This is a genomic window from Stenotrophomonas sp. 220_Sma, from assembly GCF_056487375.1.
In genome coordinates, this window is the sequence record NZ_CM151348.1 from 873751 (window position 1) to 897497 (window position 23747).

The following is a 23747-nucleotide window of genomic DNA, read 5'->3' on the forward strand; positions in this document are numbered from 1 at the left end:
ATGGCACGTTCACTCAAGAAGGGCCCGTTCGTCGATCACCACCTCGTCAAGAAGGTGGAGGCCGCTGCGGGCAGCAAGAAGCCGATCAAGACCTGGTCGCGCCGTTCGATGATCCTGCCTGACATGGTAGGCGTCACCATTGCCGTGCATAACGGCAAGAACCACATCCCGGTTCTCGTCAACGAGAACATGGTCGGCCACAAGCTCGGCGAATTTGCCATCACCCGGACCTTCAAGGGTCACGGTGGTGACAAGAAGTCGGGCAAGTAAGGAGAGATGACAATGGAAGCGAAAGCCATCCTGCGCACTGCGCGCATCTCCCCGCAGAAGGCTCGTCTGGTCGCTGACCAGGTGCGCGGTCTGCCGGCCGAGCGTGCGGTCAACCTGCTGAAGTTCTCGGACAAGAAGGCTGCCCACCTGATCAAGAAGGTGGTGGAGTCGGCAATTGCCAACGCCGAGAACAACCAGGGCGCCGACGTCGACGAGCTGAAGGTTCAGACCATCATGGTTGATGAAGGTCCGACCCTGAAGCGTTTCATGGCGCGGGCGAAAGGCCGCGGTACCCGCATCCTCAAGCGCACCAGCCACATCACTGTGGTTGTGGGCGCCGCCAAGTAAGCGGATAAGGAAAAGACCATGGGTCATAAAGTTCATCCGATTGGTATCCGCCTCGGCATTTCCAAGGACTGGAACTCCAAGTGGTACGCCAACAAGGCCGAGTTCGCTGGTTACCTGGCAGCCGACCTGAAAGTGCGCGAAATGCTGCGCAAGAAGCTGGCTCAGGCCGGCATCAGCAAGATCCTGATCGAGCGTCCGGCCAAGACCGCTCGCGTGACGATCCACACCGCCCGTCCGGGCGTGGTGATCGGCAAGCGCGGTGAGGACATCGAGAAGCTGCGCAAGGAAGTGAGCGAGATGATGGGCGTCCCGGCGCACATCAACGTCACCGAAGTGCGCAAGCCGGAACTGGACGCGCAGCTCGTTGCCGAGTCGATCGCCCAGCAGCTGGAGCGTCGCATCATGTTCCGCCGTGCAATGAAGCGCTCGGTCGGCAACGCGATGCGTCTGGGTGCCCTGGGCATCAAGGTCAACGTCGGTGGCCGCCTCAACGGTGCAGAAATCGCCCGTTCGGAGTGGTACCGCGAAGGCCGCGTGCCGCTGCACACCCTGCGTGCCGACATCGACTATGGCTTCGCTGAAGCCAAGACGACTTACGGCATCATCGGCATCAAGGTCTGGATCTACAAGGGCGAGGTCTTCGATTTCTCCCAGGTTGGCCAGGAAAAGCAGGACGACACCCCGTCGCGCAACGATCGTCACGATCGCGGCGACCGTGGTGACCGTCAGCGCCCGGCCCGTGAAGCGAGGTAACGACAATGTTGCAACCCAAGCGAACCAAGTACCGCAAGGTACACAAGGGCCGTAACGATGGCCTGAGCTGGAGCGCCAACGCTGTCAGCTTCGGCGAATACGGCCTGAAGGCAACCGCACACGGTCAGCTGACCGCGCGTCAGATCGAAGCGGCCCGCCGCTCGATCAGCCGCTACGTCAAGCGCGGCGGCAAGATGTGGATCCGCGTGTTCCCGGACAAGCCCATCACCAAGAAGCCCATCGAAGTCCGAATGGGTTCTGGTAAGGGCAACGTGGAATACTGGGTGGCCCAGATCCAGCCCGGCCGCATGATCTATGAAATCGAGGGTGTTTCCGAGGAAGTGGCTCGCGAGGCGTTCCGCCTGGCCGCCGCCAAGCTCTCGGTCACCACCACTTTCGTGACCCGTACGGTGCGCTGATGGATATCAAAACTCTCCGTGAAAAGTCGGCTGACGAACTCAAGGCCCACCTGATCGACCTGCGTAAGGAACAGTTCTCTGTCCGTATGCAGCAGGTCACCGGCCAGCTGCCGAAGACCCACGACATTCGCCGGGTCCGTCGCGAGATTGCTCGCGTCAAGACCCTGCTCGGCAGCACGAAGTAAGGATGGCCGCTATGAGCGACAATACTGAAAAGAAGACGCTGCGCACGGTCGAAGGCCGTGTCGTCAGCAACAAGATGGACAAGACGGTTACCGTCCTGGTTGAGCGTCAGGTCAAGCACGCGCTGTACGGCAAGTACATCAAGCGCTCGACGAAGCTGCACGCCCACGATGCCGACAACGCCTGCAAGGAAGGCGATGTCGTCCGCGTGACCGAGATTGCTCCGATGTCCAAGACCAAGAACTGGCGCGTGGTGGAAGTCATCACGCGCGCGGCTGAATAAGGAGCTGAATCATGATCCAGATGCAGAGCTACCTTGACGTCGCGGACAATTCGGGTGCCAAGCAGGTGATGTGCTTCAAGGTGCTGGGTGGTTCCAAGCGCCGTTACGCCGGCATCGGCGACATCATCAAGGTCACCGTGAAGGATGCGATTCCGCGCGGCAAGGTCAAGAAGGGTGAAGTGTATGACGCCGTCGTGGTGCGTACCCGCAAGGGTGTGCGTCGCGCCGACGGCTCGCTGATCCGCTTCGACGGCAACGCTGCCGTTCTGCTGAACAGCAAGCAGGAGCCGATCGGTACCCGTATCTTCGGGCCGGTAACCCGTGAACTTCGTTCGGAGAAGTTCATGAAGATCGTCTCGCTCGCTCCCGAAGTGCTGTGAGCGACAGGAGATAATCATGGCTAACCGTATCAAGAAGGGCGACCAGGTTGTCGTCAACGCTGGCAAGGACAAGGGCAAGCAGGGCGAAGTCGTCCGCGTCGACGGCGACCGTGTGGTCGTCGCCAACGTGAACATCGTCAAGCGCCACACCAAGCCGAACCCGCAGGCAGGTGTTGCCGGCGGCGTGGTCGAGCGCGAAGCTTCGATCCATATCTCCAACGTGAATGTTCTGAACCCGGCTTCGGGCAAGGGCGAACGCGTTGGCTTCAAGGTGCTGGAGGATGGACGCAAACTGCGTGTGTTCCGCTCCAGCGGTGAGGCGCTCGACGCCTGAGGAATGAGAAGATGAGTTCCCGTCTCGAAAAGTTCTACAAGGACGAAGTGGTGCCGGCGCTGATGAAGCAGTTCGGCTACACCAATCCGATGGAAGTGCCGAAGCTGGTCAAGGTCACCCTGAACATGGGTGTCGGCGAAGCGGCCACCAACAAGAAGATCCTGGAAAACGCCGTCGGCGACATGACCAAGATTTCCGGCCAGAAGCCGGTTGTCACCAAGTCGCGTGTGTCGGTTGCGTCGTTCAAGATCCGCGATGGTTGGCCGATCGGCTGCAAGACCACGCTGCGTCGCCACAAGATGTACGAGTTCCTGGATCGCCTGATCAACATCTCGCTGCCGCGCGTGCGCGACTTCCGTGGTGTTTCCGGTCGTTCCTTCGACGGCCGCGGCAACTTCAACATGGGTGTGAAGGAGCAGATCATCTTCCCGGAAATCGACTTCGACGCCGTCGACGCGATCCGCGGTATGGATATCGCCATCACCACCACTGCGAAGACCGACGCGGAAGCGAAGGCGCTGCTGGCAGCGTTCAAGTTCCCGTTCCGTAACTGATCTGTCGAGGAAACCGAAATGGCAAAGACCTCCATGGTCAACCGCGACATCAAGCGGGAAAAGCTGGCAAAGAAGTACGCTGAAAAGCGTGCAGCTCTGAAGAAGATCGTGTCCTCCGTGGACGCGACCTACGAAGAGAAGATCGACGCCGCAACCAAGCTGGCCAAGCTGCCGCGCGATTCGTCGCCGAGCCGCCAGCGCAACCGTTGCGAGCTGTCGGGTCGTCCGCGTGGCGTCTACAGCAAGTTCGGTCTGGGCCGTAACAAGCTGCGTGAAGCCACCATGCGCGGCGACGTCCCGGGTCTGCGCAAGGCCAGCTGGTAATCCCAGCCGGCCCTGCGATCAGGCGCCCCTTCGGGGGTTCCTGAACCGGGCAGGGGAGGCATTCAGCTTTCCCGACGCAAAAAAACCGAAGAGCCCGGCGCAAGCCGGGCTCTTTTGGCGTATACTCCCGCGTCTTGCCCTGTGCAAACGGGGTTGTAGGAGTGGGCCCTTGGCCCGCTGCATCAAGGGACCTGGCCCGTTTCCAGGAGACAACAGATTTTCGCGAAAGCGGATATCGGTGCACTCAAAGGTACTCATATGAGCATGACTGATCCCATCGCCGACCTGCTGGTCCGCATCAAGAATGCGGCCGCGGTTGGCAAGCAGACGGTGAAAGCCCCGTCGTCCAAGATCAAGGTTGCGATTGCCCAGGTCCTGAAGGACGAGGGTTACATCACCGACCTGCGCGTGACCCAGCTGGAAAACAACAAGTCCGAGCTGGAAATCGTGCTGAAGTATTTCGAAGGCAAGCCGGTCATCGCGACCCTGAAGCGCTTCTCGCGTTCGGGCCTGCGCCAGTACCGCGGCAAGAGCGAGCTGCCGAAGGTCATGAACGGCCTGGGTATCTCCATCATTTCCACCTCCAAGGGCATCATGACTGATGCGCAGGCGCGCCAGCTGGGCGTCGGCGGCGAAGTCCTGTGCTTCGTGGCCTAAGGCGAAAGGAGTAGAACTATGTCCCGCGTAGCCAAGAAGCCGATCGACCTGGGTAAGGTTGAACTGAACGTCCAGTCGGACAGCGTCACCGCCAAGGGCCCGAAGGGCACCCTGTCGCTGGCCAAGCCGGCCGGTATTGCCATCAACGTCGACAACGGCGTTGCCACCCTGAGCACCGAGAACGCCGAGCTGGTCGCACTGACCGGTACCGTGCGTGCGATCCTGTCCAACATGGTCAAGGGCGTGTCCGAAGGCTTCGAGCGCAAGCTGGAGCTGGTCGGCGTGGGTTACCGCGCTGCCATGCAGGGCAAGGACCTGAGCCTGTCGCTGGGCTTCTCGCATCCGGTCGTGTTCGTGGCGCCGGAAGGCATCACCCTGTCGACCCCGACCCAGACCGAGATCCTGGTCCAGGGCGCTGACAAGCAGGTCGTCGGTGAAGTTGCCGCCAAGATCCGTGCGTTCCGCAAGCCGGAGCCGTACAAGGGCAAGGGCGTGAAGTACTCCGACGAAGTCATCATCCGTAAGGAAGCCAAGAAGGCATAAGCGCGAGTCCCTCGCAAGAGCCCGCACATCCCTGTGCGGACTTCTCAGGGAAAAGCTCTTCCTTCAGCTTTCAAGGAATAATCAAAATGAACAAGAACATCGCCCGCCTGCGTCGCGCCAAGTCGACCCGCGCCCACATCCGTGAGCTCGGCGTCGCCCGCCTGTCGGTGCTGCGCACCGGCCAGCACCTGTACGCCCAGGTCTTCACCGCCGACGGTTCCAAGGTGCTGGCTGCTGCCAACACCACCCAGACCGACGTCATGGAAGGTCTGAAGAACGGCAAGAACGCCGACGCCGCCGCCAAGGTCGGCCGTATCGTCGCTGAGCGCGCCAAGGCCGCCGGCGTCGAGAAGGTTGCCTTCGATCGTTCGGGCTACCGCTACCACGGCCGCATCAAGGCCCTGGCAGAAGCCGCCCGCGAAGCCGGCCTGCAGTTCTAAGGGACAAGGGCAGGGGGTCATTGGCCTCCTGCCTGCCTGCTCGCCAGCCTGAGTGAGGCTGGACGGCGCCGCTCTTCTGCAGCGGCCCACCGGAACGCCGCGTCACGCCACAACCATAAGCGGCTTCGAGCCGTACATACCCAAACAACCAAGGAATCAACATGGCAGAAGAGCGTCAGCAGCGGGGTCGCGATCGCGACCGTAACCGCGAAGAGAAGATCGACGACGGCATGATCGAAAAGCTGGTCGCGGTCAACCGCGTCAGCAAGACCGTCAAGGGTGGCCGCCAGTTCACCTTCACCGCCCTGACCGTTGTCGGCGACGGCGAAGGCAAGGTCGGTTTCGGTTATGGCAAGGCCCGCGAAGTGCCGGTCGCCATCCAGAAGTCGATGGAACAGGCCCGCAAGAACCTGGTCAGCGTTGACCTGAACAACGGCACCCTGTGGCACACCATCAAGGATGGTCACGGCGCAGCCCGCGTGTTCATGCAGCCGGCTTCGGAAGGTACCGGCGTCATCGCCGGCGGTGCCATGCGCGCCGTGCTGGAAGCGGTTGGCGTGAAGAACGTGCTGGCCAAGGCCACCGGTTCGCGCAACCCGATCAACCTGGTGCGTGCCACCGTGAAGGGCCTGTCTGCTGCGCAGTCGCCGGCCCGCATCGCGGCCAAGCGCGGCAAGAAGGTGGAGGAACTCAACCATGGCTAATGAGTCCAACAAGACTGTCAAGGTCCGCCTGGTGCGTGGCCTGCGTGGCACCCAGTCGCGTCACCGCCTGTCGGTGCGTGCCCTGGGCCTGAACAAGCTCAACGATGTGCGTGAACTGAAGGACAGCCCGCAGGTGCGCGGCCTGATCAACAAGGTTCAGTACCTCGTCCAGGTTGAGGAGTAATCGACCATGACTCTGCGTCTCAATGAACTGAGCCCGGCACCGGGCGCCCGCACCGAGCGTACCCGCGTCGGTCGCGGTATCGGCTCGGGCCTGGGCAAGACTGCCGGCCGCGGCCACAAGGGTTCGTTCGCCCGCAAGGGTGGCGGCAAGATCAAGGCTGGCTTCGAAGGCGGCCAGACCCCCATGCAGCGTCGTCTGCCGAAGATCGGCTTCCGTTCGCCGATCGCCAAGGACACCGCTGAAGTGCTGCTGTACGCGCTGGACAAGCTGCCGGCCGGTGAGATCGACTTCGCCGCCCTGCGTGCTGCCAAGCTGGTCCCGAGCACTGCAAAGAAGGCCAAGGTCGTCGTCAAGGGCGAAGTGACCAAGGCGTTCACCCTGAAGGGTATCGCTGCCACGGCGGGTGCCAAGGCTGCGATCGAAGCTGCCGGCGGCAGCGTAACGGAGTAAGAAAATCATGGCGCAAGCTGGCATCGGTAACCTCGCGGGCGGAATGGGCAAGTTCACTGAACTTCGCCAACGTTTGCTGTTCGTCGTCGGGGCTTTGATCGTCTATCGCATCGGCTGCTACGTGCCGGTGCCGGGCGTCAATCCCGATGCCATGCTTGCCATGATGCAACAGCAGGGCGGCGGCATCGTGGACATGTTCAACATGTTCTCGGGCGGCGCCCTGCACCGTTTCAGCATCTTCGCGCTGAACGTGATGCCGTACATTTCGGCATCGATCGTGATGCAGCTGGCCGTGCACATCTTCCCCGCCCTGAAGGCGATGCAGAAGGAAGGTGAGTCCGGCCGCCGCAAGATCACCCAGTATTCGCGCATCGGCGCCGTGCTGCTGGCAGTGGTGCAGGGTGGCTCGATCGCACTGGCCCTGCAGGGCCAGGTCTCGCCGTCGGGCGCTCCGGTCGTGTACGCGCCGGGCATGGGCTTCGTGCTCACCGCCGTGGTCGCGCTGACCGCCGGCACCATGTTCCTGATGTGGGTCGGTGAGCAGGTCACCGAACGCGGCATCGGCAACGGCGTGTCGCTGATCATCTTCGCCGGTATCGTCGCTGGCCTGCCGGGTGCGATCATCCACACCTTCGACGCCTACCGCGACGGCAACATCCAGTTCATCCAGCTGCTGCTGATCGCCATCGTCGTGCTCGCCTTCACCTTCTTCGTGGTGTTCGTCGAGCGTGGCCAGCGCCGGATCACGGTCAACTACGCGCGCCGCCAGGGCGGTCGCAACGCGTACATGAACCAGACCTCGTTCCTGCCGCTGAAGCTCAACATGGCCGGCGTTATCCCGGCGATCTTCGCCTCGAGCCTGCTGGCCTTCCCGGCCACCCTGGCCATGTGGTCCGGCCAGGCTGCCAACCAGAGCAGCTTCGGCCAGGTCCTGCAGAAGGTCGCCAACGCGCTCGGCCCGGGCGAGCCGCTGCACATGATCGTGTTCGCTGCGCTGATCACCGGTTTCGCGTTCTTCTATACCGCGCTGGTGTTCAACTCGCAGGAAACCGCCGACAACCTGAAGAAGTCGGGCGCGCTGATTCCGGGCATCCGTCCGGGCAAGGCCACTGCCGATTACATCGACGGCGTGCTGACCCGCCTGACCGCGGCCGGCTCGGCCTACCTGGTGATCGTCTGCCTGCTGCCGGAACTGATGCGCACGCAGCTGAACGCCTCGTTCTACTTCGGTGGTACTTCGCTGCTGATCGTGGTGGTGGTGGTGATGGACTTCATCGCCCAGGTGCAGGCGCACCTGATGTCCCACCAGTACGAGAGCCTGCTGAAGAAGGCCAACCTGAAGGGCGGCAACCGCGGCGGTTTTGCCCGCGGCTGATTGGCCTGTTATACTTTCGTCTTCCTGACGTGATGGTCCCTCCGCTTCGCGGACTCCGGCCACACAAACGAAGGGCGGCCCCCGCAGCGGTTCCGGGTGGGGGTGTGATGAGGTGGTCCCGCGCTGGAGTAGCGCGGGCGGCTCCGGGGGAAACCCCAGGTCCAACCCCATCCGGCGCCGGAGCCTGGGCACACTCCCCAGGCCGGGTTCATGAAACCAATGGTTTCACGGGCTTCCATGTAAACCGGAACCTTGTTAGTATCGGTAGTTCACTTTTTTGATCCATCCTGCCGGATTGGCGTGCCCGAGGCGCGCTGTCGGCCATCACTCAGCTGGAGAACCGCGTCATGGCGCGTATTGCAGGCGTCAACCTGCCAGCCCAGAAGCACGTCTGGGTCGGGTTGCAAAGCATTTACGGCATCGGCCGTACCCGTTCGAAGAAGGTCTGCGAAGTCGCAGGCGTTGCTTCGACCACCAAGATCCGCGATCTGTCGGAGCCGGAAATCGAGCGCCTGCGCGCCGAAGTCGGCAAGTACATCGTGGAAGGCGATCTGCGCCGTGAGATCGGCATCGCGATCAAGCGCCTGATGGACCTGGGCTGCTACCGCGGCCTGCGTCACCGTCGTGGCCTCCCGCTGCGTGGCCAGCGCACCCGTACCAACGCCCGCACCCGCAAGGGTCCGCGCAAGGCGATCAAGAAGTAAGGGACTGAGAAATGGCTAAGCCCGCTGCTAAGACCAAGAAGAAGATCAAGCGCGTCGTCACCGACGGCGTTGCCCACGTCCACGCTTCGTTCAACAACACCATCGTCACCATCACCGACCGCCAGGGCAACGCTCTGTCGTGGGCGACCTCCGGTGGCGCTGGCTTCCGCGGTTCGCGCAAGTCGACCCCGTTCGCTGCCCAGGTGGCTGCTGAAAAGGCCGGTCGTGCTGCGCTGGACTACGGCGTGAAGTCGCTGGAAGTCCGCATCAAGGGCCCGGGTCCGGGCCGTGAGTCGGCCGTGCGTTCGTTGAACAACGTCGGCTACAAGATCACCAACATCATCGACGTGACGCCTATCCCGCACAACGGGTGCCGTCCGCCGAAGAAGCGTCGCGTCTAAAGGGAGCGATAAGAAATGGCTCGTTATATCGGTCCTACCTGTAAGCTCGCCCGTCGCGAAGGCGCCGACCTGTCCCTGAAGAGCCCGGCGCGTGCGCTGGACTCGAAGTGCAAGCTGGAGCAGAAGCCCGGCCAGCACGGCGCCACTGCCCGCAAGGGCAAGCTGTCCGACTACGCCACCCAGCTGCGTGAAAAGCAGAAGGTCAAGCGTATCTACGGCCTGCTGGAGCGTCAGTTCCGCAACTACTACAAGAAGGCCTCGACCAAGAAGGGCAACACCGGCGAGAACCTGCTGCAGCTGCTGGAAACCCGCCTGGACAACGTCGTCTACCGCATGGGCTTCGCCGTGACCCGTCCGGCTGCCCGTCAGCTGGTGTCGCACCGCGGCGTCACCGTGAATGGCAAGTCGGTCAACCTGGCTTCGTACCAGGTCAAGGCTGGCGACGCCATCGCTCTGTCTGAAAAGGCTGCCAAGCAGCTGCGCGTCCAGGAAGCCCTGACCGTCGCCGCCCAGCATGACCTGAGCCCGTCGTGGGTTGAAGTGGATTCCGGCAAGTTCACCGGCATCTTCAAGGCTGTTCCGGATCGTTCGGATCTGCCTGCGGACATCAACGAAGCGCTGATCGTCGAGCTGTATTCGAAGTAATTCACATTGGAGAGCCCCCGGCGACGGCCGGGGGTTCACTAGGAGAACCCGCAACATGACGGTTACCGCCAACCAGGTTCTGCGTCCTCGCGGTCCGCAGATCGAACGCCTTACCGACACCCGTGCAAAGGTCGTTATCGAACCTTTGGAGCGGGGTTACGGGCATACGCTGGGTAATGCCCTGCGTCGCGTGCTGCTGTCGTCCATCCCGGGCTTCGCCATCACGGAAGTCGAAATCGACGGCGTGTTGCATGAGTACACCACGGTCGAAGGTCTGCAGGAGGACGTGCTCGAAGTCCTGCTGAACCTCAAGGACGTGGCCATCCGTATGCACTCCGGCGACAGCGCCACCCTGTCCCTGTCCAAGCAGGGCCCGGGCGTTGTCACCGCTGCCGACATCAAGGTCGACCACAATGTGGAGATCCTGAACGGCGAACACGTGATCTGCCACCTGACCAAGGATACGGCGATCAACATGCGTCTGAAGATCGAACGTGGTTTCGGCTACCAGCCGGCTGCCGCGCGTCGTCGTCCGGACGAAGAAACCCGTGCCATCGGCCGTCTGGTCCTGGATGCCTCGTTCTCGCCGGTCCGCCGCGTCGCCTATGCCGTGGAAGCGGCCCGCGTCGAACAGCGTACCGACCTGGACAAGCTGGTCATCGATATCGAGACCAACGGCACCATCGACGCCGAGGAAGCCGTGCGCACCGCCGCCGACATCCTCAGCGACCAGCTGTCGGTGTTCGGTGACTTCACCCACCGCGACCGCGGTGCAGCCAAGCCGGCCAACAACGGCGTGGATCCGGTGCTGCTGCGCCCGATCGACGATCTGGAGCTGACCGTGCGTTCGGCCAACTGCCTGAAGGCTGAAAGCATCTACTACATCGGCGATCTGATCCAGAAGACCGAAGTGGAGCTGCTGAAGACCCCGAACCTGGGCAAGAAGTCGCTCACCGAGATCAAGGAAGTGCTGGCTCAGCGCGGCCTGTCGCTCGGCATGAAGCTGGAGAACTGGCCGCCGGCCGGTGTCGCCAGCCACGGCATGCTGGGCTGATATCGGTAATGCCTGAAGGCTCCACCGTTCGCGGTGGGGCCTTCAACGCAACACACCATGCCACGACGAACCCCAGGTTCGCGCGGCAGGTCGTCCAGGACGGGTGGCCAGGACCAACCGCAGTCCGCGCAGCAACGCCAGGATGGCGACAACGATCCACACAGCCTCATCATTAACCAAGGAATATCACCATGCGTCACCAGAAGTCTGGCCGTAAGTTCAGCCGTACCAGCGCCCACCGCGAAGCGATGTTCAAGAACATGGCCGCCTCGCTGTTCAAGCACGAGCTGATCAAGACCACCCTGCCGAAGGCCAAGGAACTGCGCCGCGTTGCCGAGCCGCTGATCACCCTGGCCAAGGTCGACTCCGTCGCCAACCGCCGTCTGGCCTTCGCCCGCCTGCGCGACAACGAAGCCGTGGGCAACCTGTTCACCATCCTGGGCCCGCGCTACGCGAACCGTCCGGGCGGCTACCTGCGTCTGCTGAAGTGTGGCTTCCGCGCTGGCGACAACGCGCCGATGGCCTACGTCGAGCTGGTTGACCGTCCGGTCGTGGCCGAGGAAGTGGCCGAGTAATCGGACCGCTCCAATGCGACACAGCGAAAGCCCGGCCTCTGCCGGGCTTTTGCGTTTCCGGGGGCGGATCCCTTTCTGCAGGACAGGGCTCTGACCCACACCGTTCCGACAGGCGTCACCTGTGGCGGTTCGAATGGCGCGCACTCTCGGTTACGCTTGGCGCCTGATCCATTCGAGCGTTGACGATGAATCCACTGCGCTGGCCCTTCCGCGCCCAGTTCTTCCTGGGCTTCCTGATCTGCGCGGGCCTGCTTGGCTACGCGATCTTCCTGCAGCTGAAGATGGGCCTGGAGCCGTGTCCGCTGTGCATCTTCCAGCGCCTGGCCTTCGCTGCGCTCGGCCTGCTGTTCCTGATCGGTGCACTGCATGGTCCGTCCAACCGCCCCGGACGCGCGACCTATGGCGTGCTGGCGTTCATTGCCGCCGCAGTGGGCGTGGGCATCGCCGCGCGCCACGTCTACGTGCAGATGCTGCCGCCGGAAATGGGGTCCACCTGTGGCCCGCCGCTGGCCTTCCTGAGCGAAACCATGGGGCCGCTGGAAGTGTTCCGCACGGTGCTGACTGGTACCGGCAACTGCGGCAACATCGACTGGACCTTCCTGGGCCTGACCATGCCGATGTGGTCGGGCGTGTGGTTCGTGCTGCTGGCGCTGTGGGCGCTGGTGGTGTCGCTGCGCAAGGTCAAGCGCTGAAGCAGGGTAGTGCCGGCCGCTGGCCGGCACACCGCGGGAATGCCGGCCAGCGGCCGGCACTATCTCAGAAATCCTGCTGCAGGCTCAGGTAGGCGCCGCGGCGCGGTCCCCATTGCGGGGCGAACACGCCGACGCCACCGCCATCGCGCAGCTGGTAGCTGCGGTCCAACGCGTTGATCACCGCCAGCTGCACATGCAGTGGATGGCCGCTGTCGACGTTGAAGTCGTGCCCGGCGCTGAGGTTCACCTGCAGGTAGGACGGCAGCTCGCCACCGTTGGGTACGCCCTCGATGTCCGAACGCAGGCCACTGCCGAACACGTAGTTGGCCCCGATCCGGTTGTGTCCGGCGAAGGCGTAGCTGAGGCCACCCGACGAGGTCAGCTTCTGGTCGTGGTCCAGGTGGATCCAGTGGTTGGCCACATAGGACAGCGCCTCGGGATCGAGGTTGTACTGGCTGGTGATGACATCCGTACCGATGGCCTTGTTCAGCGCCGCATTGAAGTAGGCACTGAACGGGCCGTTGCTGTAGTCGGCACTGAACTCCAGGCCACGGATGTGTCCGCGGCGGTAGTTGAAGGTCGAGTAGATGTAGGCGGCGCCGAACTGGCCTTCGTCCTGCAGGCGGGCGACGCGGCGGTCGTACGCATCCAGTCCAAGGGTCAGGTGTTCGCCCAGTTGCTGCGAGACGCCGATGTCGTAGTAGTCGCTGCGCTCGGCCAGCGGCGTGTTGTTGCCACCGCTGGGCTGCTGGTTGGTGGTGCCGTCGTACAGGGCGATGTCGCTGCTGGCGATCAGTTCACTGGCCGGTGGCGTGAAATAGCGCGAATAGCCGGCATGCACGGTGGTGCTGTCGCTGGCATTCCAGACCACGCCCACGCGCGGGCTGAGCTGGCCCTCGGTGCGGCCGAAGGCCTTGTAGCGGTCACCGCGCAGACCGTAGTTGACGGTCCAGTCGTCGCCGATTTTCCACTCATCCTGTACGTACAACGCCAGCGTGCTGGCATGGAAGGCGCTGTGGTCAGGAATCAGCAGCGGCGTGGTGCTGGATTGCTGGCCGCCGTCATCAACCGGGAACACCCAGGTGTTGCTGCTGGCCCGTGCGTTCTCGTAGTTGCCGTACAAGCCGTAGCGCAGCGTGTGGTCGTTGCCCAGTGGTGTGGAGAAGTCGGCCTGCAGGGTGTTGGCACGGTTGCTGCGCTGCACCTGCGAGGCGACGCCACTGAACACCAGATCGCCGACGACGTCCGGGTTGAACGCTGCATCGCTGTAGCGCTGCCCGGCGGACAGCTGGTAGGCGGTGCTGCCCAGCGTGCCCTGCAGTACCAGCATGCCGAAGCGGGTGATCTCGCGCTGGGTCTCATCCAGCTGGCTGGAATCGAACGTGGTGGTATCGAGATAGCCGAACTGTGGAGTCTGGCCCGGATTGACCGGGATCTGGAAACGGTTGTTGGCGAAGCCGGCGAACACGCTCAGGCGGGTGTTGTCGTTGACCAGGTAGGTCAGGTCGGCGAACGCCTTGCCCTGGTGGGTATCGTCGTGCAGCGGCTTGCGCGAGTTGGTCGGATTCTCCAGGCCGACTTCGTTCTGGTCGTAGTTGCCGGTCAGGAACCAGCTCCAGCGTCCCTGGTTGCCCCACCAGGAGGCATTCGGGTTCACCTTGCCGAACGAGCCGGTGGTCAGTCCGGCGCTGCCACCGTTGCCCAGCTCGGCGCCATTGCGGGTGGTGATGTCGACCACCGCCGCGGTGCGCTCGCCGAACTGCGCCGGCAACGCGCCGTCCATCAGGCGGATGCTCTTGATCGTGCGCGCATCCAGGGTCTGGCCGAAGCCGGAAATCGACTCGGGCAGCAACACGCCGTTGATCCGGTACTGCAGGTTGGCGTGGTCGCCGCGCACGTGCACGCCGCCATAGGAATCCTGGACCACACCGGGTGCCTGCAGCAGCACCTGGCTGAGCGGCGCGGAGGCGCCCAGCGGCTGCTTCTGGATGTCCTCGGCGGTGATCTGGTACTGGCTGCTGCCGATGTCCGGCGACAACGCGTTGCGGGCCTGGTCGAGCTGGGCACTGACGGTGACGGTATCGAGATCCTTCACCGGGGCCACATCGGCAGCCAGGGCGAGGGAGGGGAGGTTGGCCAGGGTCAGGGCGAAGGTGATGCCGGTAGCGAGCAGGGAGGGCTTCATGGCGGATAGGCTGTGGAAGGGGCCAGTGGGGATTGAGTGTTACTTCGTAACAGTGCGTGGCGAATCATGCGCCTGTCCGGCTGGCCGTGGGCATGCCGCTTCTGGCCAATCGCGATGCGCTTTCCCCGGCGTTCAGTCATGTGCAGACGATGTTCGACCCTTTGCGACAGCGGTCCGCTCTGCGACCATGAACGCCCCCCACCTCCGGAAGTCTGCAATGAGCCTGTCCGCCGTTTCGCCTGTCCCCGATCCTGCCGCGACCGCCGCTGGCGCTGCCTGGTCGCCGGAGAGCTGGCGTGGCAAGACCGCGCTGCAGATGCCGACCTACCCGGACCCGGTGGCGCTGGACGCCGCCCTGCACGAACTGAAGCGGCTGCCGCCGCTGGTCACGTCGTGGGAAATCCTGGCACTGAAGCAGCAGCTGGCCGAGGCGCAGGAAGGCAAGCGCTTCCTGCTGCAGGGCGGCGACTGCGCGGAGAACTTCAGCGACTGCGAATCGGGCACCATTTCCAACCGGCTGAAGGTGCTGCTGCAGATGAGCCTGGTGCTGGTGCATGGCCTGCGCCAGCCGGTGATCCGCGTCGGCCGTTTCGCCGGCCAGTACGCCAAGCCACGTTCGGCCGATACCGAGACCCGCGACGGCGTGACCCTGCCCAGCTACCGCGGTGATGTCATCAACGCGCCGGCCTTCACCGAAGCGGCACGGCTGCCGGATCCGAAGCGGATGCTGCAGGCCCACGCGCACTCGGCGATGACCATGAACTTCGTGCGTGCGCTGATCGACGGCGGTTTCGCCGACCTGCACCACCCCGAGTACTGGAACCTGGAGTGGGTGCGGCATTCGCCGCTGGCTGCCGAGTACCAGAAGATGGTGGCGTCGATCGGCGATGCGGTGCACTTCATGGAGACCCTGGCCGGGGCCCGCGTGCACAACCTCAACCGCATCGACTTCTACACGTCGCACGAAGCGCTGCTGCTGCCCTACGAACAGGCGTTGACCCGGCAGGTGCCGCGCCAGCAGGGCTGGTTGAACCTGAGCACGCACTACCCGTGGATCGGCATGCGCACGGCCGCTCTCGATGGCGCGCACGTGGAATACCTGCGTGGCGTACGCAACCCTATCGCGATCAAGGTCGGCCCATCGGTGACGCCGGACCAGCTGCTGCGCCTGATTGATGTGCTCAACCCGCATGACGAGCCGGGTCGACTGAGCTTCATTCACCGCATGGGTGCAGCGCAGATCGCCGAGAAGCTGCCGCCGCTGCTGGATGCGGTCAAGCGCGATGGCCGCCGCGTGCTGTGGGTGTGCGATGCGATGCATGGCAACACCGAAAGCACTGCCAATGGTTTCAAGACACGCCGCTTCGACAACGTGCGTGGCGAAGTGGAGATGTCGTTCGATCTGCACGCGGCCGCAGGTACGCGACTGGGCGGTGTGCACCTGGAGCTGACCGGCGAAGACGTGACCGAGTGCACCGGTGGCGCGCGCGAACTGACCGAACGTGACCTGGAGCGCGCCTACCGTTCGACGGTGGACCCGCGGTTGAACTACGAGCAGTCGCTGGAGATCGCGATGGCGATCGTGCGCAAGCAGGAGCAAGTGCGGTAAGGGTTTTTCGGCAGGGCTTGCAGCCCTGCACCTGCTGTAGTGCCGGCCGCTGGCCGGCAACCTCAACAGCAACGACAGAAGCGGATATTCCGTGGGATGGCGGGGCGGTGTGGGTAGTCAGGACACGCCGTAAACCCATCCATGGGGGCTCGATGGCGCCATCCATGGCGCCAACGGTCCTGCCTACCCACACCGCCCCGCCTCTGACAGATTCCGGCGGCTGTTGGTAGGTGTCGACCTTGGTCGACACGCTGGATCCACGCCATGCGTGGATGCATTTCGATTCCAATTCGAGATATTCGATTCCGATGGGGATTCATCCACGCATGGCGTGGATCTACTGCAGATCCCAGAGATCTGTCGAAGGCGGGGTGGGTCCGGTTGCGGGGGCGTGAGCGCCATGGATGGCGCGACCGAGCCTCCATGGATGGGTTTACGGCGTCCCCCGCAACCGGACCCGCCCCGCCACCCCACAGGAAACCCGCTTCTGCTTCGGCTGTTGCTGTTGCTGTTGCTTCGGCTCGCAGCAGGTGCAGGGCTGCAAGCCCTGCCGACCAACACCCTCCTTACGAACGACTGACGTGACGCTCATGCGCCATGCGCGAGGCTGTCCGCCTGCTGTTCGAGTGGAGGTGGCAACGGTGCACTGGCAAAGCGCACAGGCCTACGCATGGCCGTTGGGATTGGCAGCAGTAGTGGGTGGCATCGGCGCGTGGCTGATCCTCTGGATCTACCATCGATTGAAAGGGCGTGATCGCCGGCGTGCACGCATCGGTCGCGTGCTCGGGTTGCCACTGGCCACCGCATGGCCGCTGCTGTTGTTGATTCCCGCATTGCAGGCCACGCCGCTACAGGATCCGGTGCTGGGCAACCTGCAGCATGTGCTGCACATCGCGCTGACCGCGTGCTTCATCTGGTTGCTGGTACGCGCGGTGGCGGCGGGCGAGCGCGCGATCCTGCGCAGCCATCCCATCGATGTTGCCGACAACCTGGAGGCGCGCCGCATCCAGACCCAGACGCGGGTGCTCAGCCGCGTGCTGATGGGCGGCATCATCGTGCTGGGCGCGTCGCTGGTGCTGTTGACCTTCCCGATGGTGCAGAAGATCGGCACCGCGCTGCTGGCATCGGCAGGCCTGATCGGCCTGGTGGCGGGTATCGCGGCCAAGCCGGTGTTCGGCAACCTGATCGCTGGCCTGCAGATTGCGGTGACGCAGCCGATCCGGCTGGATGACGTGGTGATCGTCGAGGGCGAGTGGGGCCGCATCGAGGAGATCGGCAGCAGCTATGTGGTGGTGCGCATCTGGGATGAGCGACGGATGGTGGTGCCGCTGACCTGGTTCATCGAAAACCCGTTCCAGAACTGGACGCGGCGCAGCGCCGACCTGCTCGGCACCGCCTTCCTGTGGTTGGACTACCGTGCGCCGATTGCCGCGATCCGCGCTGAGCTGGAACGCATCTGCCGTGGCGAAGCGCTGTGGGATGGCCGGGTCTGCGTGACCCAGGTGACCGAGACCAGCGAGCGTGCGATCCAGGTGCGCCTGCTGGTCAGCGCGCGCAGCTCGGGCGATGCCTTCGATCTGCGTTGTCTGGTGCGCGAGCGCATGCTCGATTTCCTGGCGCGCGAGCATCCGCAGTCGCTGCCGCAGGTGCGTGCGCGGCTGCAACACGAAGATGAGCTGGATATGCCGCGTGGTCCACGTGCACGCACCGCGGATGTGCGTTCGCCGGGTGCTGAAGATGGTGAGGCGGCGATCGTGCCGGTGGAGCCGGAACCCGGACGGTAGCGCCGGCCGCTGGCCGGCACTACCGGATCACGGCTCGCCAGCGTCGATCAGTGCGTCGGTATCGAAGTGTGGCGGGCGCCGTGCGCGCGTGCGCTGTTCGTAGGCGTAGGCCATCTCGATCAGCTTCGGCTCGCTCCAGGCGGTGCCCATGAACAGCAGACCGACCGGCAGACCATCGATCTGCCCCATCGGCACGGTGAGGCTGGGATAGCCGGCCACGGCGGCGGCGCTGTAGCTTTCACCGGGGAAGTCGTCGCCTTCGCTGCGGATCGGCCATGCCACGCCGGTGGTCGGCGCCACCAGCGCATCGAGCTGGTGGGCGGCGAGGGCAGCATCGATGCCTTCCGGGCCGGCCAGCCGGCGCGCATCGCTGCGGGCGCGGATATAGGCGGGGTCGGCCAGGCCGGCGGTGGCATCGGCCTCCACCAGCAGCTCCTGGCCGAACAGGCCCAGTTCCTGCTTGCTGTGCGCCTGGTTGAAGGCGATCAGTTCGGCCAGGCTGCGCAATGGTGCGCGGTGGGTGCTGAAATAGCGCTCCAGCCCGGCCTTGAATTCGTACAGCAGCAGCGTGCGCTCGGCCTCGGCCCAGGCGCCCTGGTTGGGCAGCTCCACCGGCACCACCACGGCGCCGGCGCGGCGCAGCTCGGTCGCCGCCTGTTCGATCAGTGGCGGCATGCCACGGTACTTCAGCAGCGGTGTCTGCAGCAGGCCGATGCGCTTGCCGCGCAGGCCCTGCGGGTCCAGTCGCGCGGTGTAGTCGTAGACCGCGCGGCCGGGCATGGTCGCGGTGGCCGGATCGGCATCGTCGCGGCCGGCGATCGCGGTCAGCACGGCGGCAGCGTCGGCGACGCTGCGTGCCATCGGCCCGGCAGTGTCCTGGCTGAAGGAGATCGGGATGATGCCGTCGCGGCTGACCAGGCCGACCGTCGGCTTCAGGCCGACCACGCCGTTGATCGCCGCCGGGCAGACGATGCTGCCGTCGGTTTCGGTGCCGATCGCCACGCTGGCCAGGTTGGCGGCCACGGCCACCGCGCTGCCGCTGCTGGAACCACACGGCGAATGGCTGATGCGATAGGGGTTGCGGGTCTGGCCACCACGCGCGCTCCAGCCGGAGATCGAATCATTGCCGCGGAAGTTGGCCCATTCGCTGAGGTTGGTCTTGCCCAGCACCACCGCACCGGCGTCGCGCAGCCGGCGCACCAGGTAGGCATCGTCCGGACGGAAGCCCTGCAGGGCCAGCGAACCCGCACTGGTGGCCATCGGCGCGGCGTTGATGTTGTCCTTCAACAGCAGGGGAATGCCATGCAGCGGGCCGCGCAGGCGGCCGTCACGGCGTTCGCGGTCGCGCGCGGCGGCTTCCTTCAAGGCATCGGGGTTGAGCTCGATCACCGCGCGCAGGCGCGGCCCGGTACGGTCCAGCGCGGCGATGCGCTGCAGGTAGGCCTGGGTCAGGGTGGTGCTGTCCAGTTCCCCGGCGGTCATCCGCGCCTGCAGGTCGGCGACATCGGTTTCGGCGTACGGGAACGGCACGTTGCGGCTCGCAGGTTCGGCCGCATGCGCGCTGGGCGTGGCCGGGCTGCAGCCAGCCGAAAGCAGCGCCGGCAGCGCGGCGAGCAGGCAGGTCAGCAGAGGCGGCAAGGACGGGCGCATGGGGCGGCTTGGTCGGCTCCAATCCCCAGTGTAGCCGGTGCTCAGCGGTGGCGCTTGCGCAGGTCGCGGGCGAGCACGTAGACCACGATCAGGTTGATCGCCAGGATCGTCCACGACGGCCAGCCGGGGTGGCGGATGATCGCGAAGATGTCGAAAGGCAGGTACAGGGCGGCGGTCAGGCAGCCCAGCCAGGAGGCCCAGGCCTTGGCCCGCCACAGGCCCCAGGCTTCGACCAGGTGCAGCAGGCCGTAGCCGATCATCCCCGCCGCGGCCAGGTGGACCGCGTCGGGGCTGATCATGTGCAGCAGCGAGGGCAGGGTGCCATGGTCCGGATCCAGGCTGAAACGCCGGATCAGGGCCATGATGCCGTGCCGTAGCGGCTGCGGTCCGAGCACTTCCAGCCCGGTGGCGGCCAACAGCGCCAGCATCGCCTTGCTCGCTTCGAGCAGGGCGATGACATGGAGACCCGGATGCCGGTGTGGATCCGGGTTGTAGCCGCTCAGGTTCACGGGGTGCTGGCTCAGCCGCCGCGCGAAGCCTTCTTGCGGTCGCTTTCGGTCAGGAACTTCTTGCGCAGACGGATCTCCTTCGGGGTGATCTCGACCAGCTCGTCGTCTTCGATGAAGTCCAGGGCCTGTTCCAGCGAGTACTTGATCGCCGGGGTCAGCTGGATCGCATCGTCCTTGCCCGAAGCGCGCATGTTGGTCAGCGGCTTGGTCTTGATCGCGTTGACGGTCAGGTCGTTGTCCTTGGAGTGGATGCCGACCAGCTGACCTTCATACACGTTGTCGCCTTCAGCAGCGAAGAGCTTGCCGCGTTCCTGCAGCGGGCCCAGCGAGTAGGCCGGCGTGGTGCCCGGCGCATTGGCGATCATCACGCCGTTGATGCGCTTGGCGATCGCGCCCTGTTCCTTCGGGCCGTAGTGGTCGAACACGTGGAACAGCAGGCCCGAACCCTGGGTCAGGGTCTTGAACTCGTTCTGGAAACCGATCAGGCCACGGGCCGGGATCGAGTACTCCAGACGCACACGGCCCTTGCCGTCCGATTCCATGTTCTTCAGCTGGCCCTTGCGGGTGCCCAGCTTTTCCATCACGCCGCCCTGGTGGATTTCTTCGATGTCCACCACCAGCTGCTCGATCGGCTCCATCATCTGGCCGTCGATTTCCTTGATGATCACTTCCGGGCGCGACACGGCCAGCTCGTAGCCTTCGCGACGCATGTTCTCGATCAGCACCGACAGGTGCAGCTCGCCACGGCCCGAGACCAGGAACTTGTCGGCGTCTTCCAGCTGCTCGACCTTCAGGGCCACGTTGTGGACCTTTTCACGGTCCAGGCGGTCCTTGATCTGGCGGCTGGTCAGGAACTTGCCACCGGACAGGTCCTTGTTGCCGGCGAACGGCGAGTTGTTGACCTGGAAGGTCATCGAGATGGTCGGCTCGTCGACGGTCAGCGCCGGCAGCGCTTCCGGGGTGTCCGGAGCGCAGATGGTGTCGGAGATGGTCAGCTCCTGGATGCCGGAGATGGCCACGATGTCGCCGGCCTCGGCGGTATCCTGCTCGATGCGCTCCAGGCCCATGAAGCCCAGCACCTGCAGCACCTTGCCGTTGCGCTTCTTGCCTTCACGGTCGATGACCGCGACCTGCATGTTCTTCTTCAGGGTGCCGCGCTGGATGCGGCCGATGCCGATCACGCCCACGAAGTTGTTGTAGTCCAGCTGGCTGATGCGCATCTGGAACGGGCCTTCCGGGTCCACTTCCGGACGCGGCGCGTGCTGCATGATCGCTTCGTACAGCGGGGTCATGTCGCCGTCGCGCACGGTGTCTTCCAGGCCGGCGTAGCCGTTCAGGCCGGAGGCGTAGACGATCGGGAAGTCCAGCTGCTCGTTGGTGGCGCCGAGCTTGTCGAACAGGTCGAAGACCTGGTCGATCACCCATTCCGGACGGGCGCCCGGACGGTCGACCTTGTTGACCACGACGATCGGCTTGAAGCCCATCGCGAAGGCCTTCTGGGTCACGAAGCGGGTCTGCGGCATCGGGCCGTCCATCGCATCGACCAGGATCAGCACGGTGTCGACCATCGACAGCACGCGCTCGACCTCACCACCGAAGTCGGCGTGGCCGGGGGTGTCGACGATGTTGATCCGGTTCTTGATACCGGTCTTCTTGTCTTCCCAGGTGATGGCGGTGTTCTTGGCCAGGATGGTGATGCCGCGTTCCTTTTCCTGGTCGTTGCTGTCCATCACGCGCTCGGCGAGGACGGTACGCTCGGACAGGGTGCCGGACTGCTTCAGCAGCTGGTCGACCAGGGTGGTCTTGCCATGGTCGACGTGGGCGACGATGGCGATGTTGCGAAGATTTTCGATGGACATACGAAAGGGGGCCAGTCGGCGCCGGATTTGGAAAAAGAAGTCCAACATTATACGTCGAACTTGACGATTCGCGAAAAGGTGGATTTCACACCCGTCATGGGGCCCATTCAGCTGGGGGGCCGCGGCGCCGGTCGAGGCCGCCTGGCCTGCACCGCGGGGCACCCCGTCCCGTGGCTGAAGCCCGGATCTGCGCCCATGGTCGAAGCCGCCGCCGCCACGAGGCAGGTGTAAACTAGGTGGCTAGACGCGTTCCCCTCTGCATCAAGGATCTTCATGTCCCTCATCGCCACTTTCGACACCACCCAGGGCCCGATCAAGGTCGAGCTGTTCGCCGACAAGGCGCCGCTGACCGTGGCCAACTTCGTGAACCTGGTCAAGCACGGTTTCTATGACGGCCTGATCTTCCACCGCGTGATCGCCGACTTCATGATCCAGGGCGGCTGCCCGCAGGGTCGTGGCACCGGCGGCCCGGGCTACAAGTTCGAAGACGAGAAGAATGGCGTGAAGCACGAGGTCGGCTCGCTGTCGATGGCCAACGCCGGCCCGAACACCAACGGCAGCCAGTTCTTCATCACCCACATCAAGACCGACTGGCTGGACGGCCGCCACACCGTCTTCGGCAAGGTCCTGGAAGGCCAGGCCATCGTCGATTCGGTCAAGCAGGGCGACGTGATCCATTCGATCACCCTGGAAGGCGACGTCGACGCCGTGCTGGCCGCCCAGGCCGAGCGCGTCGCGGAGTGGAACAAGCACCTCGCCGCCTGATCCCCCTTCGAAACGGCCACCCTCGGGTGGCCGTTTCCCTGTTCCCCGCCGCCCGCCAGGCCTGCGTGGCCACGCCCGCGGCGTCCCATCAAACGCTTGCAAGCAAGAGGAAACCCCCATGAAAGCACCCGTTCGTGTTGCCGTGACCGGCGCCGCCGGCCAGATCGGTTATGCCCTGCTGTTCCGCATCGCCTCCGGCGAAATGCTGGGCAAGGACCAGCCGGTCATCCTGCAGCTGCTGGAACTGCCGGTGGACAAGGCCCAGGCCGCCCTGAAGGGCGTGATGATGGAGCTGGAAGACTGCGCCTTCCCGCTGCTGGCCGGCATGGTCGGCACCGATGATGCCGAAGTCGCGTTCAAGGACGCCGACATCGCCCTGCTGGTCGGCGCGCGTCCGCGTGGCCCGGGCATGGAGCGCAAGGACCTGCTGCTGGAAAACGCCAAGATCTTCACCGCCCAGGGCGCGGCGCTGAACAAGGTCGCCAGCCGTGACGTGAAGGTGCTGGTGGTCGGTAACCCGGCCAACACCAACGCCTACATCGCGATGAAGTCGGCCCCGGACCTGAAGCCGGAGAACTTCACCGCCATGCTGCGCCTGGACCACAACCGCGCGCTGAGCCAGCTGTCGACCAAGCTCGGCAAGCCGGTCGGTGGCATGGAGAAGCTGGTCGTGTGGGGCAACCACAGCCCGACCATGTACCCGGACTACCGTTTCGCCACCGCCGATGGTGCGTCGATCGCCGATGCGATCAACGACCAGGAGTGGAACGCCAACACCTTCATCCCGACCGTCGGCAAGCGCGGCGCGGCGATCATCGAAGCCCGTGGCTCGTCCTCGGCTGCTTCGGCCGCCAACGCAGCCATCGACCACGTGCGTGACTGGGTGCTGGGCAGCAACGGCAAGTGGGTCACCATGGGCGTGCCGTCCGACGGTTCCTACGGCATTCCGGAAGGCGTGATCTTCGGCTTCGCCGTGACCACTGAGAACGGCAAGTACACCCTGGTCAAGGATCTGCCGATCGACGACTTCAGCCAGAAGTACATCGACAAGACCCTGGCCGAGCTGGAAGAAGAGCGCGCCGGCGTCGCCCACCTGCTGGGCTGATGCAGGCGG

The 23747-nt window shown here is 64.4% G+C and carries 31 protein-coding genes; 27 read left to right on the plus strand and 4 right to left on the minus strand.

The genetic code is table 11. From position 1 onward, the window contains the following. The 23 genes from rpsS (at position 1) to ACZLIB_RS04200 (ending at position 12272) form a co-directional block, all read left to right on the plus strand. Positions 1 to 270, plus strand: a complete 270-nt coding sequence (gene rpsS / locus ACZLIB_RS04090; RefSeq protein ID WP_004154485.1) for a 30S ribosomal protein S19 — start codon at positions 1 to 3, stop codon at positions 268 to 270. Positions 271 to 282: 12 nt separating this feature from the next. After that, positions 283 to 618, plus strand: a complete 336-nt coding sequence (gene rplV, locus ACZLIB_RS04095; RefSeq protein WP_004145348.1) for a 50S ribosomal protein L22 — start codon at positions 283 to 285, stop codon at positions 616 to 618. An 18-nt stretch (positions 619 to 636) separates the two neighbouring features. Further along, a complete protein-coding gene (gene rpsC / locus ACZLIB_RS04100) occupies positions 637 to 1371 on the plus strand; it encodes a 30S ribosomal protein S3 (RefSeq protein WP_004145350.1) in 735 nt (244 codons plus the stop codon). A 5-nt stretch (positions 1372 to 1376) separates the two neighbouring features. Continuing rightward, positions 1377 to 1790 carry a 50S ribosomal protein L16 gene (gene rplP, locus ACZLIB_RS04105; RefSeq protein WP_004154486.1) on the plus strand — a complete coding sequence of 138 codons (414 nt, stop codon included), beginning with the start codon at positions 1377 to 1379 and terminating at the stop codon, positions 1788 to 1790. Next, positions 1790 to 1975: a 50S ribosomal protein L29 gene (rpmC, locus tag ACZLIB_RS04110; protein WP_004154487.1), complete on the plus strand. Its 186-nt coding sequence runs from the start codon at positions 1790 to 1792 to the stop codon at positions 1973 to 1975. Before rplP ends, rpmC begins: the two co-directional genes overlap by 1 nt. A gap of 11 nt (positions 1976 to 1986) precedes the next feature. Further along, positions 1987 to 2256, plus strand: coding sequence for a 30S ribosomal protein S17 (gene rpsQ, locus ACZLIB_RS04115; RefSeq protein WP_004154489.1), 270 nt, complete (start codon positions 1987 to 1989; stop codon positions 2254 to 2256). Between the two features lie 11 nt (positions 2257 to 2267). After that, the gene (gene rplN / locus ACZLIB_RS04120; protein WP_004145357.1) at positions 2268 to 2636 is read left to right on the plus strand and encodes a 50S ribosomal protein L14; all 369 of its coding nucleotides are present in this window, start codon (positions 2268 to 2270) and stop codon (positions 2634 to 2636) included. 16 nt (positions 2637 to 2652) lie between these two features. Then, positions 2653 to 2970, plus strand: a complete 318-nt coding sequence (gene rplX / locus ACZLIB_RS04125) for a 50S ribosomal protein L24 (protein WP_004154490.1) — start codon at positions 2653 to 2655, stop codon at positions 2968 to 2970. A gap of 11 nt (positions 2971 to 2981) precedes the next feature. Beyond that, positions 2982 to 3524, plus strand: a complete 543-nt coding sequence (gene rplE / locus ACZLIB_RS04130; RefSeq protein ID WP_004154491.1) for a 50S ribosomal protein L5 — start codon at positions 2982 to 2984, stop codon at positions 3522 to 3524. An 18-nt stretch (positions 3525 to 3542) separates the two neighbouring features. Beyond that, a complete protein-coding gene (gene rpsN / locus ACZLIB_RS04135; protein WP_005408209.1) occupies positions 3543 to 3848 on the plus strand; it encodes a 30S ribosomal protein S14 in 306 nt (101 codons plus the stop codon). A 258-nt stretch (positions 3849 to 4106) separates the two neighbouring features. Then, positions 4107 to 4505: a 30S ribosomal protein S8 gene (gene rpsH, locus ACZLIB_RS04140; RefSeq protein ID WP_005408210.1), complete on the plus strand. Its 399-nt coding sequence runs from the start codon at positions 4107 to 4109 to the stop codon at positions 4503 to 4505. 18 nt (positions 4506 to 4523) lie between these two features. Continuing rightward, positions 4524 to 5048 carry a 50S ribosomal protein L6 gene (gene rplF / locus ACZLIB_RS04145; protein ID WP_049401434.1) on the plus strand — a complete coding sequence of 175 codons (525 nt, stop codon included), beginning with the start codon at positions 4524 to 4526 and terminating at the stop codon, positions 5046 to 5048. Positions 5049 to 5128: 80 nt separating this feature from the next. Beyond that, positions 5129 to 5488 carry a 50S ribosomal protein L18 gene (gene rplR, locus ACZLIB_RS04150; RefSeq protein WP_024957318.1) on the plus strand — a complete coding sequence of 120 codons (360 nt, stop codon included), beginning with the start codon at positions 5129 to 5131 and terminating at the stop codon, positions 5486 to 5488. A 161-nt stretch (positions 5489 to 5649) separates the two neighbouring features. Then, positions 5650 to 6192, plus strand: coding sequence for a 30S ribosomal protein S5 (gene rpsE, locus ACZLIB_RS04155; protein WP_005408213.1), 543 nt, complete (start codon positions 5650 to 5652; stop codon positions 6190 to 6192). After that, positions 6185 to 6376 (plus strand): 50S ribosomal protein L30, encoded by a 192-nt coding sequence (rpmD, locus tag ACZLIB_RS04160; RefSeq protein ID WP_005408214.1) that lies wholly within the window; start codon positions 6185 to 6187, stop codon positions 6374 to 6376. The genes rpsE and rpmD overlap by 8 nt, the downstream gene beginning before the upstream one ends. Before the next feature lie 6 nt (positions 6377 to 6382). Next, on the plus strand, positions 6383 to 6826 hold the full coding sequence (gene rplO, locus ACZLIB_RS04165; protein WP_004154498.1) for a 50S ribosomal protein L15: 444 nt from the start codon (positions 6383 to 6385) through the stop codon (positions 6824 to 6826). A gap of 7 nt (positions 6827 to 6833) precedes the next feature. Further along, positions 6834 to 8201 carry a preprotein translocase subunit SecY gene (gene secY, locus ACZLIB_RS04170; protein ID WP_005408215.1) on the plus strand — a complete coding sequence of 456 codons (1368 nt, stop codon included), beginning with the start codon at positions 6834 to 6836 and terminating at the stop codon, positions 8199 to 8201. 347 nt (positions 8202 to 8548) lie between these two features. Then, complete coding sequence (rpsM, locus tag ACZLIB_RS04175) at positions 8549 to 8905, plus strand: 30S ribosomal protein S13 (protein ID WP_004154500.1); 357 nt, start codon at positions 8549 to 8551, stop codon at positions 8903 to 8905. Positions 8906 to 8916: 11 nt separating this feature from the next. Next, positions 8917 to 9306, plus strand: a complete 390-nt coding sequence (rpsK, locus tag ACZLIB_RS04180; protein WP_004145443.1) for a 30S ribosomal protein S11 — start codon at positions 8917 to 8919, stop codon at positions 9304 to 9306. A 15-nt stretch (positions 9307 to 9321) separates the two neighbouring features. Then, positions 9322 to 9951, plus strand: coding sequence for a 30S ribosomal protein S4 (gene rpsD / locus ACZLIB_RS04185; protein WP_004145446.1), 630 nt, complete (start codon positions 9322 to 9324; stop codon positions 9949 to 9951). A gap of 55 nt (positions 9952 to 10006) precedes the next feature. Next, positions 10007 to 11005 (plus strand): DNA-directed RNA polymerase subunit alpha, encoded by a 999-nt coding sequence (locus ACZLIB_RS04190; protein WP_010483975.1) that lies wholly within the window; start codon positions 10007 to 10009, stop codon positions 11003 to 11005. A 191-nt stretch (positions 11006 to 11196) separates the two neighbouring features. After that, entirely contained in the window at positions 11197 to 11580 is a 384-nt protein-coding gene (gene rplQ, locus ACZLIB_RS04195) for a 50S ribosomal protein L17 (protein WP_005408217.1), read from the plus strand. Positions 11581 to 11765: 185 nt separating this feature from the next. Further along, entirely contained in the window at positions 11766 to 12272 is a 507-nt protein-coding gene (locus ACZLIB_RS04200; RefSeq protein ID WP_010483974.1) for a disulfide bond formation protein B, read from the plus strand. A gap of 64 nt (positions 12273 to 12336) precedes the next feature. On the opposite strand, the gene ACZLIB_RS04205 is transcribed toward ACZLIB_RS04200, so the two are convergent. Beyond that, a complete protein-coding gene (locus ACZLIB_RS04205; RefSeq protein WP_478469227.1) occupies positions 12337 to 14457 on the minus strand; it encodes a TonB-dependent receptor in 2121 nt (706 codons plus the stop codon). A 217-nt stretch (positions 14458 to 14674) separates the two neighbouring features. On the opposite strand from ACZLIB_RS04205, the gene ACZLIB_RS04210 reads away from it, so the two are divergent. Next, positions 14675 to 16066, plus strand: coding sequence for a class II 3-deoxy-7-phosphoheptulonate synthase (locus ACZLIB_RS04210; RefSeq protein ID WP_088024554.1), 1392 nt, complete (start codon positions 14675 to 14677; stop codon positions 16064 to 16066). A gap of 641 nt (positions 16067 to 16707) precedes the next feature. Further along, a complete protein-coding gene (locus tag ACZLIB_RS04215; protein WP_107432233.1) occupies positions 16708 to 17850 on the plus strand; it encodes a mechanosensitive ion channel family protein in 1143 nt (380 codons plus the stop codon). Between the two features lie 27 nt (positions 17851 to 17877). On the opposite strand, the gene ACZLIB_RS04220 is transcribed toward ACZLIB_RS04215, so the two are convergent. The 3 genes from ACZLIB_RS04220 to typA are packed head-to-tail and all read right to left on the minus strand — an operon-like array spanning position 17878 to position 21868. Continuing rightward, positions 17878 to 19500, minus strand: coding sequence for an amidase (locus tag ACZLIB_RS04220; RefSeq protein WP_149909486.1), 1623 nt, complete (start codon positions 19498 to 19500; stop codon positions 17878 to 17880). Positions 19501 to 19541: 41 nt separating this feature from the next. Further along, complete coding sequence (locus ACZLIB_RS04225) at positions 19542 to 20009, minus strand: DUF2127 domain-containing protein (RefSeq protein WP_049422416.1); 468 nt, start codon at positions 20007 to 20009, stop codon at positions 19542 to 19544. Positions 20010 to 20020: 11 nt separating this feature from the next. After that, the gene (gene typA / locus ACZLIB_RS04230) at positions 20021 to 21868 is read right to left on the minus strand and encodes a translational GTPase TypA (protein WP_032129766.1); all 1848 of its coding nucleotides are present in this window, start codon (positions 21866 to 21868) and stop codon (positions 20021 to 20023) included. Positions 21869 to 22141: 273 nt separating this feature from the next. Here typA and ACZLIB_RS04235 point away from each other — a divergent pair, with 273 nt between their 5' ends. Next, positions 22142 to 22633 carry a peptidylprolyl isomerase gene (locus tag ACZLIB_RS04235; RefSeq protein ID WP_004153629.1) on the plus strand — a complete coding sequence of 164 codons (492 nt, stop codon included), beginning with the start codon at positions 22142 to 22144 and terminating at the stop codon, positions 22631 to 22633. Positions 22634 to 22751: 118 nt separating this feature from the next. Next, positions 22752 to 23738 (plus strand): malate dehydrogenase, encoded by a 987-nt coding sequence (locus tag ACZLIB_RS04240; protein ID WP_004153634.1) that lies wholly within the window; start codon positions 22752 to 22754, stop codon positions 23736 to 23738. Positions 23739 to 23747: the final 9 nt, after the last annotated feature.

Excerpts from the sequence above, each read along its gene's own strand:
- rpsS (WP_004154485.1), top strand. The coding sequence starts at position 1 with ATGGCACGTTCACTCAAGAAGGGCCCGTTCGTCGATCACCACCTCGTC.
- rplV (WP_004145348.1), top strand. The coding sequence starts at position 283 with ATGGAAGCGAAAGCCATCCTGCGCACTGCGCGCATCTCCCCGCAGAAG.
- rpsC (WP_004145350.1), top strand. The coding sequence starts at position 637 with ATGGGTCATAAAGTTCATCCGATTGGTATCCGCCTCGGCATTTCCAAG.
- rplP (WP_004154486.1), top strand. The coding sequence starts at position 1,377 with ATGTTGCAACCCAAGCGAACCAAGTACCGCAAGGTACACAAGGGCCGT.
- rpmC (WP_004154487.1), top strand. The coding sequence starts at position 1,790 with ATGGATATCAAAACTCTCCGTGAAAAGTCGGCTGACGAACTCAAGGCC.
- rpsQ (WP_004154489.1), top strand. The coding sequence starts at position 1,987 with ATGAGCGACAATACTGAAAAGAAGACGCTGCGCACGGTCGAAGGCCGT.
- rplN (WP_004145357.1), top strand. The coding sequence starts at position 2,268 with ATGATCCAGATGCAGAGCTACCTTGACGTCGCGGACAATTCGGGTGCC.
- rplX (WP_004154490.1), top strand. The coding sequence starts at position 2,653 with ATGGCTAACCGTATCAAGAAGGGCGACCAGGTTGTCGTCAACGCTGGC.
- rplE (WP_004154491.1), top strand. The coding sequence starts at position 2,982 with ATGAGTTCCCGTCTCGAAAAGTTCTACAAGGACGAAGTGGTGCCGGCG.
- rpsN (WP_005408209.1), top strand. The coding sequence starts at position 3,543 with ATGGCAAAGACCTCCATGGTCAACCGCGACATCAAGCGGGAAAAGCTG.
- rpsH (WP_005408210.1), top strand. The coding sequence starts at position 4,107 with ATGAGCATGACTGATCCCATCGCCGACCTGCTGGTCCGCATCAAGAAT.
- rplF (WP_049401434.1), top strand. The coding sequence starts at position 4,524 with ATGTCCCGCGTAGCCAAGAAGCCGATCGACCTGGGTAAGGTTGAACTG.
- rpsE (WP_005408213.1), top strand. The coding sequence starts at position 5,650 with ATGGCAGAAGAGCGTCAGCAGCGGGGTCGCGATCGCGACCGTAACCGC.
- rpmD (WP_005408214.1), top strand. The coding sequence starts at position 6,185 with ATGGCTAATGAGTCCAACAAGACTGTCAAGGTCCGCCTGGTGCGTGGC.
- rplO (WP_004154498.1), top strand. The coding sequence starts at position 6,383 with ATGACTCTGCGTCTCAATGAACTGAGCCCGGCACCGGGCGCCCGCACC.
- secY (WP_005408215.1), top strand. The coding sequence starts at position 6,834 with ATGGCGCAAGCTGGCATCGGTAACCTCGCGGGCGGAATGGGCAAGTTC.
- rpsM (WP_004154500.1), top strand. The coding sequence starts at position 8,549 with ATGGCGCGTATTGCAGGCGTCAACCTGCCAGCCCAGAAGCACGTCTGG.
- rpsK (WP_004145443.1), top strand. The coding sequence starts at position 8,917 with ATGGCTAAGCCCGCTGCTAAGACCAAGAAGAAGATCAAGCGCGTCGTC.
- rpsD (WP_004145446.1), top strand. The coding sequence starts at position 9,322 with ATGGCTCGTTATATCGGTCCTACCTGTAAGCTCGCCCGTCGCGAAGGC.
- ACZLIB_RS04190 (WP_010483975.1), top strand. The coding sequence starts at position 10,007 with ATGACGGTTACCGCCAACCAGGTTCTGCGTCCTCGCGGTCCGCAGATC.
- rplQ (WP_005408217.1), top strand. The coding sequence starts at position 11,197 with ATGCGTCACCAGAAGTCTGGCCGTAAGTTCAGCCGTACCAGCGCCCAC.
- ACZLIB_RS04200 (WP_010483974.1), top strand. The coding sequence starts at position 11,766 with ATGAATCCACTGCGCTGGCCCTTCCGCGCCCAGTTCTTCCTGGGCTTC.
- ACZLIB_RS04205 (WP_478469227.1), bottom strand. The coding sequence starts at position 14,457 with ATGAAGCCCTCCCTGCTCGCTACCGGCATCACCTTCGCCCTGACCCTG.
- ACZLIB_RS04210 (WP_088024554.1), top strand. The coding sequence starts at position 14,675 with ATGAGCCTGTCCGCCGTTTCGCCTGTCCCCGATCCTGCCGCGACCGCC.
- ACZLIB_RS04220 (WP_149909486.1), bottom strand. The coding sequence starts at position 19,500 with ATGCGCCCGTCCTTGCCGCCTCTGCTGACCTGCCTGCTCGCCGCGCTG.
- typA (WP_032129766.1), bottom strand. The coding sequence starts at position 21,868 with ATGTCCATCGAAAATCTTCGCAACATCGCCATCGTCGCCCACGTCGAC.
- ACZLIB_RS04235 (WP_004153629.1), top strand. The coding sequence starts at position 22,142 with ATGTCCCTCATCGCCACTTTCGACACCACCCAGGGCCCGATCAAGGTC.
- ACZLIB_RS04240 (WP_004153634.1), top strand. The coding sequence starts at position 22,752 with ATGAAAGCACCCGTTCGTGTTGCCGTGACCGGCGCCGCCGGCCAGATC.